The following is a 12,254-nucleotide window of genomic DNA, read 5'->3' as shown; positions in this document are numbered from 1 at the left end:
AGGCAAACCTGCCGCGTTATCAGACAACTCAGATAGAGCGGGCCCGCATTTCGAAAATCAGTTTTTCGGCGGTGCAGGTGAATTGCAGGCGGGCTTTCAGGATCACGCCGTTGGCGCCCTGGGTCAGTTCGCTGCTCACTTGAGCTTCGGCAGTGACCTGTTTGGCCAGTGCTTCATAGGCAGCCAGCTTGGCGCGGGCATCAGCCTCGGCAGCGGCTTCAATCACCAGATCCATCACATCGTCGCCTTCGCCGATGATGGTGCCGATCTCGGCAAAACAGCCGCAGCTGTCACAGGTTTCGTTCAGTTCAACTTTCTCGTCTACAGACATTTTCTACTCCTACTGCTTATTTCGGATGATTTGCGTCGTCACGCATCGCCTTGCGAAAATCTTTGATGGCGGTCCCCAGATCCTCACCTGCACTGGCAAGACGCTTGCTGCCGAAGACCAGCACAACGACCAGCAAGAGGATCAGCATATGCCAGATATGAATTCCACCGAGTCCCATAGGGATACTCCCTCACAAAGAGATATCTGTTACTTGTATCAAAATAGAGCGCAGGGATTGTTGGGCAAAATCAAGGCAGGTGCAAGTGAGCAAATAAATCATAGCCAAAAAATAGGGCGACCCAAAGGTCGCCATATTGATTGTGCTACATGTCCCCTCAACCGCTACATCCTGTACCAGTGGTTCATGCGAACCTGAGACCATTCGAGGATAAGATCGCCAAGATATGAAAACAAATGGTATAAATTCATCTTAGAATTGAAGAGGATTCATATCATGCTGCTGGAACAACTGGGTCGCATCGACCTCAATTTGCTGATTATCCTGCAGGTACTGCTGGAGGAGCGCAACGGCAGCAAGGCGGCTCGCCGCCTTCATCTGAGCCAGTCCGCGGTCAGTAAAGCCCTCGGCCGTCTGCGCGATACCTTCAATGATCCCCTCTTCATCCGCTCTGCCTACGGACTGGAACCCACCGGCCGTGCCCTTGCACTGCAGCAGCAGTTGCAACCCATCCTGCTGTCGCTGGATAACCTGATCCAGCCGCCCGAGTTCGACCCCGCCAGCTCCGAGCGAGAGTTCGTCATCGCCAGCATGGACAGCGCCTTCACCCTGTTTGCCCCGCTCTACCTGAGCGAGCTGAAGCGGCAGGCGCCAAGGATCCGCTTGCGTTACGAGGAGTGGACCGAAAACAGTCTGACCGAGATGAGTCAGGGTCAGGTGGACATCGCCTTCGCGGTGCGGGAGAACTGCATCAGCTCCGATTATCGGCTCGATACCCTGCCCGACAGCATCTGTCAGCGAGTGCTGGCGGTCGATGATCTCACCTGTCTGGTGCAGCAGCACCACCCTGCGCTGCGAGAGCCCAACTGGAATCTGGAGCACTACCTCAGCTATCCCCATGTGCAGACTTACTGCGAGGGGCGGGACCGCTGGATGCTGGATCACAAGCTGGCGGAGCAGGATCTCTACCGGCGTATCGAGGCAACCGTGCCCTCCTTCGAGGCGGCGCTGCGGATGGGGATGCACTCCGACATGATAGTGACCCTCTCCAGGCTCTATGCCCGCCACGCCACCCAGGTCTATCCGCTGTTGCAGCTGCCGCTGCCCATCGGGTTGGACAGCATCTCCCATCTGCTCATCTGGCATCAGCGTCACAGCGAGGATCCGGGCCACCGCTGGCTGCGGGAATTGTTGCTCTCCCTCATCATGAGCAAACTGGAACCCGCTGCGACCACTCACGGGTGACGGCACGCCCTCTCGGTAGGAAACAAGAACGGGGCTCTGCGTAGCCCCGTTTCATTCACTTCAAGATGTGTAAACCGCTCAGCCCTGACCGGTCACCGCCAGATAGTGATGTACCCCGTCCAGCAACATCTGGACCGAGATCATCACCAGCAGCATGCCCATCAGCCGCTCCACCGCAGTGAGTCCCCGCTCACCCAGCAGCTTGTTGAATACCTCGTAGAACATCAGGATCACCGCGCTGGCGGCCCAGGCCATAAAGAGCGCCAGCGACCAGTCCACCATCCGGGTCGGCTCCTGATTGGCCAGCAGCATCAAAGAGGCGAGGATCGACGGACCGGCGATCATCGGGATCGCCATCGGCACCAGGAAGGGCTCCTCGCCCGCCGCCAGCCCGGTCACGCCCCCTTCACTCGGGAAGATCATCTTGATGGCGATCAGGAACAGGATAATTCCTCCAGCAATGCTGACCGCCTCCTGCCGCAGGTTGAGGAAGCCGAGGATCTGCTGACCGACGAACAGGAACAGCATCATGATGGCCAGCGAGAAGAGCAGCTCGCGCACCATCACCTTGCGACGTCGCTTGGGATCGATATGACGCAGGATAGAGAGGAAGACCGGCAGGTTGCCCAGCGGGTCCATGATCAGAAACAGCATGACTGCGGCAGAGAAAGTATCCATACAACGCCCGGGCTACGCCCTGAATAGGGAAAAGAGAGGGGCGAAATATAGCAAAGGGCGAAGAATTGAGCGAGCGCCATGATGCGCTCGCAGCGGGATTAACCGTGGTTGCAGATCTTGTCGGCGCGGGTCTGAAAACCCTCGGCCGAGTCGATGAATTTGCCACGGGCGGCCAGAAAGTCGATCAGCGCTTCTGCATCCATCTCGCTGGCGCTGCAGGTATGAAAACGGGCCTCGGCACCGAACCGCTCGGCCATCGCCTGTTTCAGGCTGGCACGGGTAAATTGCCCCCCTTGTGCCAACATCATCTCCATCACTTCGTGACCATGAACCGATTGCGACATCTCTCACCTCAATAATGAACATATTTAATGCCAATTAAATATCTCCCCGCCCGGAGGGATCTTGATATAGGCCAATAAATTGCGCATTACCTGGTCAGGGGAGTGGTCACCGCCACCGCTTTGTCGATAATGTGGCAACCCGCGTCAGGGATCGCTACACTGGCGCCCCTTTTTGGCCATCGCAGACAATGTATAAGGATATTGGCGTCATGCTGTTCCATGGAGAGGCTCTCAAGCCCTGGCAGATCTGGACCCGCCGACCACTCTGGCTCAAGACCCTGATCGGCATGCTGACAGGGGTGGGTCTGGGCGTCGGCTTTGAAGAGCAAGCCCTGCTGCTCAAGCCCCTTGGCGTCCTGTTCGTCAACACCATCCAGATGCTGATGGTGCCCCTCATTTTCTGTTCGGTCATCGCCGGTCTCACCTCGCTGCTCAAGGGCAAGGCCCTCGATCGCATCGGCAGCAAGGCGATCTGCCTCTACTTCTGCTCGACCGCCATCGCCATCTGCATCGGCCTGATGATGGGCTGGCTGCTGGAGCCCGGCATGGGCGCCGACATGGGCCCCTATGAGCGGATCGGCATGTCGGAACCACCCACCCTGGCCAGCGTGCTGAGCCATCTGGTACCGAGCAATCCGGTACAGGCGATGGTGAATGGCAAGATCCTGCAAGTGATCGTCTTTGCGGTGGCGCTGGCGGTCGCCCTCAACGCCAGCGGTCGCCGTGGTCGCCCCGCCATCCTCTTCTTCACCTCGCTGGCAGAGGGGATGTTCAAGCTGACCCAGATGGTGATGGCGCTCGCGCCTTACGGTGTCTGCGCCCTGATGGCCTGGATGACCGGCAAGTACGGTCTCGACCTGCTGCTGCCGCTGCTCAAGGTGATCGGCGCCGTCTACCTCGGCTGTCTGCTGCACGTGCTCGGGGTCTACAGCACCCTGCTGCTCCTGCTGGCACGGCTCAATCCGCTGCACTACTTCAAGAGCATCGTTGACGCTCAGGCGGTGGCCTTCACCAGCAGCTCCAGCAACTCCACCCTGCCCATCAGTCTGGCCTGCGCCGAGAAGCGGCTGGGAGTCTCTCCCGCCATCACCGCTAAGGTGCTGCCCATCGGCGCCACCATCAACATGGATGGCACAGCCCTCTATCAGGGAGTGACTGCGCTGTTCGTGGCTCAGGCATTCGGGGTGGACCTGCACATGGTCGATTACCTGACCATCATCAGCATCGCCACCCTGGCAAGTATCGGCACCGCAGGCACCCCGGGCACCGGGTTGATGCTGCTGACCCTGACCCTGACGGCGGTGGGCTTACCGCTGGAAGGGGTGGCACTGATTGCGGGCATTGACCGGATCCTCGACATGGCGCGCACCACGGTCAACGTATCGGGGGATATTCTGGTGTCGGTGCTGATCGCCCGCAGCGAAAACGAGCTGGATCTGGCGACCTATCACGATGCCAGCGCAGGGGAAGATATCGAGTTCCCGCCGCGCTAGCGGAAGAAAGATCAGCTGTCGTGGGGATCGTGGTGACAGCGCCAGCAGACGTCGAAGTTGGCGCCGTTCTCCTCCCCGCACTGGCCGCACAGCCAGCCGTTACCCTGACGCTGCTGGTAACGCTCGATGACCCGTCCTGCCTTGCTACGATCCTCGGCCCGCACCATCAGGGTCACCTGCAACATGTCGACCGGCAGCTCGCCAAGGGCGCCAGACAGCCCCTCGCCATTGAGGCGCACCAGCACCCCTTCCGCCTCCAGCGCCCCTTTCAACGCGTGCGCCTCCAGGGTGTGTGAGGCGCGATAGAGATTGATCCAGTTATCCATAGCTCCCCCTTACAACAACTTGTCGATGCCAAACTCGGCGCCGTTCTTAATCATGAAATCGATGAATGCCCGCAACTTGCGCGGCATCAGTTGCCGCTCCGGAAACAGCAAATAAATCGGTACCCTGGGTTGCTGCCACTCTGGCAGCAGGATCACCAGCTCGCCGCTGGCAAGCTCATCCTGACAGAGCATAGCGGGTAACGAGGCCAACCCCAGCCCCGCCTTCGCCGCCTCCCGGGAACAGGTAATATTATTGACCCGAAAACGGGATGGGGGGTCAACCAGCACCTCTCTGCCATCCAGCTCGAAACACCAGTGAGAGGCGAGAAACCCGCTACTTACCGTCACCCGCTCGTGGTTGGCCAGATCCTCCGGCCGCTCGATGACCGGACTACGGGCCAGATAGTCCGGGCTGGCACAGAGCAGCCTCCCGGTGCTCCAGAGTCGGCGCGCAGCCAGATTGGAGTCGCTCATGTCGCCAATCCGCACCACCGCATCCAGCCCTTCACTGATGGGGTCCACCACCCGGTTGGTCAGCTCCAGCTCCACCTGCAGGGCGGGATAGGCCTGCAAAAACTTGGCGACCAAGCGCCCGACCACCAGTTGCCCCGTCTCGATGGGTACCGCCAGCTTGAGGGTGCCGGTTACCTCCTGCTGGCTGGCGCTCAGCATCAGCTCGGCTTCGGTCAGGGCATCGACCGCCTTGCTGCAGTGCAGGTAGTACTTCTCCCCCTCCTCGGTCAAAGTGAGCTGACGAGTGGAGCGATAGAGCAGACGCACACCGAGCCGCTGTTCCAGCTCGGCGATGCGGCGGCTGACCATCGCCTTGGTCATCCCCAACTCGCGGGCGGCCCCCGTAAACGAGCCCTTGTCGACGATACGCACCAGAATTAACGCGGCATTGAGATCCATTGTTGCACCAGTGAAACTGTATATCTCATGAACCAATACTAATCGAAACAGTTGACCAGTGTTAGCCTGCGCCCCTTAAGTTCAGGAATCACAAAAATGAGTCAACACAAAAAAATTCCCCTGCTGGCAGCCATGATATTGGCGCTGCTCGGTCTGCTGTTCGCCGGTTACTGGTATCTTCACGGCCGCTATTTTGAAAGCACCGACAACGCCTATCTGCAAAGTGAAGTGACCGGGATCAGCTCCAAGCTGCCCGGCTATATCCGCGAAGTGCTGGTCACCGACAACCAGCCGGTCAAAGCGGGCCAACTGATCGCTCGTCTCGATGATCGCGAATACAAAACCAGGGTCGCGGAGGCCGAAGCCGACCTGCGCCTCAATCAGGCGACGGCCGAAAATCTGGCCGCCACCCGCACCCAACAACTGAGCCTGATCCAGCAGGCCGAGGCCAAGGTCGCCTCCGCCAATGCCGAACAGCTGCGCGCCAGCCAGCAGGTCAACCGGATCAGTCAGCTCAACCAGCGCCACTACAGCTCGCAAGACAGTCTGGACGAGGTGCGTGCCGGCCTGCAGGTCAATCAGGCGCAAGCCCGGGAGGCCCAAGCCGCCCTGCAAGCGGCCCGTGAGCGACTGCTGGTACTGGATGCCGAACGCAAACAGAATCTGGCCAAGCTGGCATTGAGCGAAGCGCAACTGGAGCAGGCCAAGCTTGAGCTCGGCTACACCGAACTGCGGGCGCCTGCCGACGGCATCATAGGCAAGCGCAGCCTGCGGGAAGGGCTCTACGTCCAGTCCGGCATGCAGGTCGCCAGCCTGGTGCCGCTGCAACAGGTATGGGTCGAGGCCAACTTCAAGGAGACCCAGCTCGCCCATATGCAGCCGGGCCAGAAGGTCGAAGTGGTACTCGATGCCTACCCGGATCAACCGGTCGAGGGGATCATCGACAGCCTGGCCCCGGCGACCGGCGCCAAGTTCGCCCTGCTGCCGCCGGAGAATGCAACCGGCAACTTCACCAAAATCGTGCAGCGGGTACCGGTGAAGATCCGCATCCCCGAGCCGGGCCCGCTGGCAGGCAAGCTGCTGCCGGGTCTCTCCACCGAAGTGATCGTGGATACCCGCACTCCTGATCCCGTGGTGGCTGCCAACTGATGGAACCCATTCCACGTCGCAACTGGATCGCTGTCATGGGGGGCCTTATCGGTGCCTTCATGGCCATCCTCGATATCCAGATCACCAATGCCTCCCTGAAGGATATTCAGGGTGCCCTGTCGGCCACCCTGAGCGAAAGCTCCTGGATCTCCACCTCCTATCTGGTGGCGGAGATGATCGCCATCCCCCTGAGCGGCTGGTTGAGCCGGGGGTTGAGCGTGCGCCGCTACCTGCTCTGGACCACCGGTGCCTTTATCGCCGCCTCCGTGCTCTGCTCGTTCAGCTGGAACCTCACCAGCATGATCGTCTTCCGGGCGCTGCAAGGCTTCACTGGCGGGGCGCTGATCCCGATGGCCTTCTCCCTCATCGTCACCCTGTTGCCGCTACAGAAGCGGGCTACCGGCATGGCGCTGTTTGGCCTCTGCGCCACCTTCGCCCCCGCCATCGGCCCAACCCTCGGCGGCTGGCTCACCGAGCAGATGTCGTGGCACTACATCTTCTATCTCAACGTGCCGCCGGGACTGCTGGTGATGGCCATGCTGGCCCACGGGCTTGATAAAAAACCGGTGGACTGGGCCGTGATCAAGCGGGTGGATCTCATCGGTATCGTAACCATGGCGCTCGGCCTCGGCTTGCTGGAGGTAGTGCTGGAGGAGGGCAACCGGGAAGACTGGTTCGGTTCAAGCTTCATCGTGCGACTGGCGATCATCTCGGCGGTGGCGCTGGTGTTCTTTGTCATCAGCCAGCTGATCCGCCGTCACCCGCTGGTCAATCTGCGGCTGCTGCACAACCCGCGCTTCGCGCTGGCCTGCTTCGCCTATCTGATCCTCGGTATGGCGTTGATGGGCTCCATCTATGTGTTGCCGCTCTATATGACCCAGATCCACAACTACAACGCGCTGGAAATCGGCGAGGTACTGATGTGGATGGGGCTGCCGCAACTGCTGGTGCTACCGCTGGTGCCCAGGCTGACCCACAAGATAGACCCGCGCTATCTGGTGAGCTTCGGCTTCCTTATCTTCGCCGTCAGCTGCTTTATGAACGTCAACATGAGTGCCGACTACGCCGGGCCGCAGCTGATCCAGTCACTGATCGTGCGGGCGCTGGGGCAGCCCTTCATCATGGTGCCGCTCTCCCTGGTCGCCACCGCCAGCCTGAGCCACGACGAGATCCCCTCCTCCTCGACCCTGCTCAACGTGCTGCGCAACCTCGGTGGTGCGTTCGGTATCGCCATCATCGCGACCATGCTCGATAACGATACCCGCACCCATGTGCTGCAGATTGGCAGCACTCTGGCCGCCAGCAGTATCGAGGGGCAGAGCTATCTGCTGCAACTGGCCCAGAGCATGATGGCGCAGGGTTCAGGCCCCGAGATTGCCCAGCAGCAAGCCCACGCCATGCTGGCCAATACCATCAACCGGGAAGCGGCCATCATGGCCTACAACCAGGTGTTCTACATCATGGGGATCTTCCTGCTGATCGCCAGCGCACTGATGCTGTTGCTCAAATCCCCCGCCCCACGGGCTGTGGATGCCGAACCGCTAGAGGCGTGAAAAACGCCGGGCATAAAACGAAAAACGGGCCAAGGCCCGTTTTTCGTTATCTGTTACCTGCACTCAACCAGAAGGCGTTATCCCGCCAGCGACCCCGCAATCAGGAATTGCGCCGCGAAGTAGCTACTCATCACCCAGGCGCGGGCGTGGGGAAAGGGGCGGCGGAAGCGATCGAGCGCCAGCATGCTGTCGGAGAAGAGGAACATCAGTGCCCCTACCAGAGCGGCGGCCGAACCGGCAGTGAGAGAGGCGTGCCAGGCACCGGCAGCCACCCAGGCCATGCCGATGATCACCAGCATGTAGCAGAAGACCGGGATCCGCATCTCCCCCAGCTTGCCCCACAGCAGGCCGAATACCATGCCGGCGATCAGCAACAGCAGCAAACCATCCACCAGATTGAGCAGCAATGGTCCTTGGGCAAAACCGACGATATAGCAGAGATGCGCGACAAGAAATGCCGCCAACCCCTGAATGAAGCGATCGCTTGGCAACATCAGCAGCACATCGCCCGCCAGCGAGAGGCAGAGGCCAAGCAGGATCCAGGCATGGGAACCGTCGTGGTCATAACTCTGGTAGCCGAACGCCAACGCGATGATAAGCAGCATGGTCAGCGGCTTGCTGATATAGAACTGGCGGCTGTCTGAACCGTAGGCAGCACGGATGTGCCACCAACCTGAAGCGATGATCAAGAAACTCAATAACATGCCCTGCTCCTCACCTGTTGCTCGCAGTCATACGGCAACCGTTTTTATCATGGTGCAGGGTAACAAATTCCCTCCCCCAGTGGCAGGGGTGCTTATCAAATGGGCAGGCTAAGCCTAAAGTCTAATTGCCGCACCGAGTGGTTCAGGGCATAAGTGACGGGTCTGGAGGATCACCATGGAAGAAGCTATGAAGAACTATCTGCCCGCCATCGATATCATGATGTGCCATCTGGGGATCAGCTTTGAGCAGGCCTGTGAACAACTGGGTCTTAGCCAGCAGGAGCAACAGGCACTGGATCAGTTGCAGCAACAGCAGAGCCAAGCCAACTAAGCCCTCCCGTTATTGGATATCATGATGCGCCATCCGGGGATCAGCTTTGAGCAGGCCTGCGAACAACTGGGTCTCAGCCAGCAGGAGCAACAGGCACTGGATCAGTTGCAGCAACAGCAGAGCCAAGCCAACTAACTTGAGTTGAATCATGAAAGAGAAGACCGCCAGCAGGCGGTCTTCTCTTTTAGTCTCGGTGATAACCAGACGGCATCATGCAATACCTGCCAGCAAACGACTCCAGTTGCGTTTACCAGCGATGAAGCCGTCACGCAGGGCCCGGTACTCCAGTTGCAGCTTGAGGCGGTCATAGCGCGCCAGCGCCTTGCGCTTGCGCAGCTCCAGCAGCCGCTTGCGACTGGCGTAATAGTGTTGCAACTGCTGGCTCAGCTTGTCGTACTCCTCCTGCAGCAGCGCCTGCCACAGTTCACGATCTTCCTGCTTGCGCAACTTGGCTTGTGCCCGTTTCAGCTGCATCTGCAGCCGGGCTTGTTCGATACGCTCCTCCGGCGAGGATCTGAGATCCCCCGCCAGACCACACCAAGAGGCGAGCCGGATCAACCACTTGGTCGGATCGAACTGCCACCAGTGAATGCCGTTGCGGTAGTCATTCTCGAACAGGTGGTGAAAGTTGTGATACCCCTCGCCAAAGGTGAAAAAAGCCAGGATGCCGTTATCGCGAGCGGTATTGCGATCGGTATAGGGCTGACTGCCCCAGATGTGGGCCAGCGAATTGATGAAGAAGGTGGTGTGGTGAGTCATCACCATCCGCAGTACGCCCGCCAACAGCAACATGCCGAGCATATCCCCGTGCCATAGGCCGAACAGCAGCGGCAGCCCCAGATTGGCCGCCAACGCCAGCGTCAGATAGTGACGGTGCTGAAACGCGACCACCGGGTTGTTTTGCAGATCCCGCACATTACTGTAATCGCCATAGCGATCTCCCTGATGCTCCCGCAGCATCCAGCCGATGTGGGAATACCAGAAACCGCGCCCCGCGCTGTAGGGGTCTTTATCGTTGTCATCCACATGACGATGGTGACGGCGGTGGTCGGCCGACCAGTGCAGGGCCGAATTCTGCAGCGCCAACGCACCGCCGATGGCAAACAACCACTGCAAAGCGGGGTGCGCCTTGTAGGCCTTGTGCGACCAGAGCCGGTGATAGCCTGCGGTGATGGAGAGACCACTCAGGCAGAACAACAACAGGAAACTGGCCCACTGCCAAAGATCGTAACCGTGGCTCATGCCGTACCAGGGTACGACAATCAACGCCACTATCCCGGAGAGGGAAAACAGCAGGGTATTGGTCAAAATAATGGGGGGTCTGGCCATCTCATTGCATCCTTTCAGCGAACAGCTGTTAGCCATTTTCTATGGTGATTTCCTCACGGTCAATGGTAAAAAAGTAGGATACAAACCTGATCCTGAGGCGCCTTCGGGTTATCATTTGTCCTCGTTAAGCTGAAGGTGACTGATTTCGTGGGTATTCGCGCTCAACAAAAAGAAAAAACCCGGCGTACATTGATCGATGCTGCATTCAGCCAACTGTGCGCCAATCGGAGTTTCTCCAATCTCAGCCTGCGGGAAGTCGCTCGTGAAGCGGGCATCGCCCCAACCTCTTTCTATCGCCACTTTCGCGACATGGAGGAGCTGGGCCTGACCCTGGTTGACGAAGGAGGTCTCACCCTGCGCCAACTGATGCGCCAGGCACGCCAGCGCATTGCCGGTGGTGGCAGTGTCATCAGCACCTCGGTGCAAACCTTTATGGAGTTCGTCGAGAACAACCCCAACATCTTCCGGCTGCTGCTGCGGGAACGCTCCGGCACCTCGGCCGCCTTTCGTCAGGCGGTGGCTCGCGAAATCCAGCACTTTATCGCAGAGCTGACCGATTATCTGGAAGCCACCACAGAAGCACCACGGGAAGATGCCTACATCCAGGCAGAAGCCATGGTCACCATCGTCTTCAGTGCCGGTGCCGATGCACTCGACATGACCAGCGAAGAGTGCCGTGCACTCTCCGACCGAACAATTCGCCAACTGCGGATGATCGCCATGGGCGCGGAGGTACAAAACCAGAAGCGCCGTGAACCTCACCCATGACCACAGGATGGAGCACGACATGCCTGAACAGCTTATGATCCCGAAAAAACCGCTCGCCATGGCCATGCTGATTGGTATCTGTGGCGATGCCTCTCTGGCCGTGCTGACCAACTCGGTCGTGCCTTTCTCCTTCTTCCCGCTGATTGCCCTCTGGCTGGCGGCCTATCAGCTGTTCCAGCACTATCGCCATGAACCCATGGTGGGCAACACCCCCATCTGTACCCTGCTCTGCTTCTTTATCGGTGTCTTCGGCCACTCCGCGCTGCTCAAGGTGCAATACCCGGAGCTTGGCAGCAACTTCTTTTCCCTGATCATGATGCTGCTGTTACTGGCAGCCCTCTCCATCAAGCTCGGCCTGAGCATTGGCAACAAAGAGAAGCGCTGATAAATCGACCGAGTGATGGTAATCAGTTGATAGATAAAGCAAAGAGGCCTTCCCGACGGGAAGGCCTCTTTGCTTGAACGGTACCTGATTAATCCGGCAATCTCGGTATTCCCAACCTAGCCAAGCTGCTGGGCTTCAAGATCGACGTGCAGATGGAAGCGGAGGTGGTCAATATGGGGCTGCCCTGTAGTCAGCAGGCGGCAGAAGCCTGATTTGACCACCTGTAGAGTCATTCAGATAGCTGTAAATGGAACTGATAAGACTCTGATATAGCCCGAAAATGGTGGAAATAACCGGCTATCTGGCACTCTTACTTGGCAGGGAAAAGCCAGATATTGGTGGTTTAAGGCGCTAAAAATACAAAAGCCCGGTCGTGAAGCCGGGCTTTTGTATTCGTTCTGGTATGCAAACCTGTGGGTCTTATGGACAAAAACGCCCATAGCAAAAAGGCCTTCCCAATCGGGAAGGCCTTCAAATTAGTGGCGGAGCGGACGGGACTCGAACCCGCGACCCCCGGCGTGACAGGCC

At 59.0% G+C, this 12,254-nt stretch carries 15 protein-coding genes; 7 read left to right on the top strand and 8 right to left on the bottom strand.

Translation table 11 applies throughout. The annotated features are described in order from the left end of the window. Nucleotides 1–28: 28 nt before the first annotated feature. Both AB5Z05_RS14240 and tatA read right to left on the bottom strand, forming a co-directional pair. A complete protein-coding gene (locus AB5Z05_RS14240) occupies nt 29–331 on the bottom strand; it encodes a YfcZ/YiiS family protein (protein ID WP_005339945.1) in 303 nt (100 codons plus the stop codon). A 16-nt stretch (nt 332–347) separates the two neighbouring features. Beyond that, nucleotides 348–509 carry a twin-arginine translocase TatA/TatE family subunit gene (gene tatA, locus AB5Z05_RS14235; protein WP_005339944.1) on the bottom strand — a complete coding sequence of 54 codons (162 nt, stop codon included), beginning with the start codon at nt 507–509 and terminating at the stop codon, nt 348–350. Nucleotides 510–785: 276 nt separating this feature from the next. Here tatA and AB5Z05_RS14230 point away from each other — a divergent pair, with 276 nt between their 5' ends. Beyond that, a complete protein-coding gene (locus tag AB5Z05_RS14230) occupies nt 786–1,754 on the top strand; it encodes a LysR family transcriptional regulator (protein WP_005357635.1) in 969 nt (322 codons plus the stop codon). 78 nt (nt 1,755–1,832) lie between these two features. Here AB5Z05_RS14230 and AB5Z05_RS14225 read toward each other — a convergent pair whose 3' ends face one another. Continuing rightward, nucleotides 1,833–2,432 carry a YhgN family NAAT transporter gene (locus tag AB5Z05_RS14225; RefSeq protein ID WP_041234986.1) on the bottom strand — a complete coding sequence of 200 codons (600 nt, stop codon included), beginning with the start codon at nt 2,430–2,432 and terminating at the stop codon, nt 1,833–1,835. A 98-nt stretch (nt 2,433–2,530) separates the two neighbouring features. Beyond that, entirely contained in the window at nt 2,531–2,776 is a 246-nt protein-coding gene (locus AB5Z05_RS14220; RefSeq protein WP_005357633.1) for a YecH family metal-binding protein, read from the bottom strand. A gap of 209 nt (nt 2,777–2,985) precedes the next feature. Between AB5Z05_RS14220 and AB5Z05_RS14215 the strand changes: the two genes are divergently transcribed. Then, entirely contained in the window at nt 2,986–4,269 is a 1,284-nt protein-coding gene (locus AB5Z05_RS14215) for a dicarboxylate/amino acid:cation symporter (protein ID WP_368151995.1), read from the top strand. An 11-nt stretch (nt 4,270–4,280) separates the two neighbouring features. Here AB5Z05_RS14215 and AB5Z05_RS14210 read toward each other — a convergent pair whose 3' ends face one another. Further along, the gene (locus AB5Z05_RS14210) at nt 4,281–4,595 is read right to left on the bottom strand and encodes a DUF2007 domain-containing protein (RefSeq protein ID WP_005339933.1); all 315 of its coding nucleotides are present in this window, start codon (nt 4,593–4,595) and stop codon (nt 4,281–4,283) included. Between the two features lie 9 nt (nt 4,596–4,604). Further along, a complete protein-coding gene (locus tag AB5Z05_RS14205; RefSeq protein WP_368151993.1) occupies nt 4,605–5,507 on the bottom strand; it encodes a LysR substrate-binding domain-containing protein in 903 nt (300 codons plus the stop codon). Between the two features lie 96 nt (nt 5,508–5,603). Between AB5Z05_RS14205 and AB5Z05_RS14200 the strand changes: the two genes are divergently transcribed. Further along, nucleotides 5,604–6,656 (top strand): HlyD family secretion protein, encoded by a 1,053-nt coding sequence (locus AB5Z05_RS14200; RefSeq protein WP_005348510.1) that lies wholly within the window; start codon nt 5,604–5,606, stop codon nt 6,654–6,656. Next, complete coding sequence (locus AB5Z05_RS14195; protein WP_368151991.1) at nt 6,656–8,209, top strand: DHA2 family efflux MFS transporter permease subunit; 1,554 nt, start codon at nt 6,656–6,658, stop codon at nt 8,207–8,209. The genes AB5Z05_RS14200 and AB5Z05_RS14195 overlap by 1 nt, the downstream gene beginning before the upstream one ends. A gap of 77 nt (nt 8,210–8,286) precedes the next feature. On the opposite strand, the gene AB5Z05_RS14190 is transcribed toward AB5Z05_RS14195, so the two are convergent. Then, nucleotides 8,287–8,913 carry a lysoplasmalogenase gene (locus AB5Z05_RS14190; RefSeq protein WP_005348507.1) on the bottom strand — a complete coding sequence of 209 codons (627 nt, stop codon included), beginning with the start codon at nt 8,911–8,913 and terminating at the stop codon, nt 8,287–8,289. Between the two features lie 175 nt (nt 8,914–9,088). Here AB5Z05_RS14190 and AB5Z05_RS14185 point away from each other — a divergent pair, with 175 nt between their 5' ends. Continuing rightward, nucleotides 9,089–9,244, top strand: a complete 156-nt coding sequence (locus AB5Z05_RS14185; RefSeq protein ID WP_005348505.1) for a hypothetical protein — start codon at nt 9,089–9,091, stop codon at nt 9,242–9,244. 210 nt (nt 9,245–9,454) lie between these two features. Here the strand turns inward: AB5Z05_RS14185 and AB5Z05_RS14180 are convergent, their stop codons facing one another. Beyond that, a complete protein-coding gene (locus tag AB5Z05_RS14180) occupies nt 9,455–10,573 on the bottom strand; it encodes a fatty acid desaturase (protein WP_368151988.1) in 1,119 nt (372 codons plus the stop codon). Between the two features lie 147 nt (nt 10,574–10,720). Here AB5Z05_RS14180 and fabR point away from each other — a divergent pair, with 147 nt between their 5' ends. Continuing rightward, on the top strand, nt 10,721–11,341 hold the full coding sequence (gene fabR / locus AB5Z05_RS14175; RefSeq protein ID WP_005339921.1) for an HTH-type transcriptional repressor FabR: 621 nt from the start codon (nt 10,721–10,723) through the stop codon (nt 11,339–11,341). Nucleotides 11,342–11,360: 19 nt separating this feature from the next. Next, nucleotides 11,361–11,726, top strand: a complete 366-nt coding sequence (locus tag AB5Z05_RS14170; protein WP_005348493.1) for a YijD family membrane protein — start codon at nt 11,361–11,363, stop codon at nt 11,724–11,726. Nucleotides 11,727–12,254: the final 528 nt, after the last annotated feature.

Source organism: Aeromonas sp. R2-4 (genome assembly GCF_040908365.1).
In the GTDB taxonomy this organism is placed as follows: Bacteria; Pseudomonadota; Gammaproteobacteria; order Enterobacterales; family Aeromonadaceae; genus Aeromonas; species Aeromonas veronii.
The sequence above is the reverse complement of the archived record's forward strand: the minus strand, read 5'-3'. Positions and strand labels throughout refer to the sequence as shown.

Coding starts and splice junctions, on each gene's coding strand:
- AB5Z05_RS14170 (WP_005348493.1), top strand. CDS start 11,361: ATGCCTGAACAGCTTATGATCCCGAAAAAACCGCTCGCCATGGCCATG.
- AB5Z05_RS14195 (WP_368151991.1), top strand. CDS start 6,656: ATGGAACCCATTCCACGTCGCAACTGGATCGCTGTCATGGGGGGCCTT.
- AB5Z05_RS14215 (WP_368151995.1), top strand. CDS start 2,986: ATGCTGTTCCATGGAGAGGCTCTCAAGCCCTGGCAGATCTGGACCCGC.
- AB5Z05_RS14185 (WP_005348505.1), top strand. CDS start 9,089: ATGGAAGAAGCTATGAAGAACTATCTGCCCGCCATCGATATCATGATG.
- AB5Z05_RS14210 (WP_005339933.1), bottom strand. CDS start 4,595: ATGGATAACTGGATCAATCTCTATCGCGCCTCACACACCCTGGAGGCG.
- AB5Z05_RS14205 (WP_368151993.1), bottom strand. CDS start 5,507: ATGGATCTCAATGCCGCGTTAATTCTGGTGCGTATCGTCGACAAGGGC.
- AB5Z05_RS14225 (WP_041234986.1), bottom strand. CDS start 2,432: ATGGATACTTTCTCTGCCGCAGTCATGCTGTTTCTGATCATGGACCCG.
- AB5Z05_RS14200 (WP_005348510.1), top strand. CDS start 5,604: ATGAGTCAACACAAAAAAATTCCCCTGCTGGCAGCCATGATATTGGCG.
- AB5Z05_RS14230 (WP_005357635.1), top strand. CDS start 786: ATGCTGCTGGAACAACTGGGTCGCATCGACCTCAATTTGCTGATTATC.
- AB5Z05_RS14240 (WP_005339945.1), bottom strand. CDS start 331: ATGTCTGTAGACGAGAAAGTTGAACTGAACGAAACCTGTGACAGCTGC.
- AB5Z05_RS14190 (WP_005348507.1), bottom strand. CDS start 8,913: ATGTTATTGAGTTTCTTGATCATCGCTTCAGGTTGGTGGCACATCCGT.
- AB5Z05_RS14180 (WP_368151988.1), bottom strand. CDS start 10,573: ATGGCCAGACCCCCCATTATTTTGACCAATACCCTGCTGTTTTCCCTC.
- AB5Z05_RS14220 (WP_005357633.1), bottom strand. CDS start 2,776: ATGTCGCAATCGGTTCATGGTCACGAAGTGATGGAGATGATGTTGGCA.
- tatA (WP_005339944.1), bottom strand. CDS start 509: ATGGGACTCGGTGGAATTCATATCTGGCATATGCTGATCCTCTTGCTG.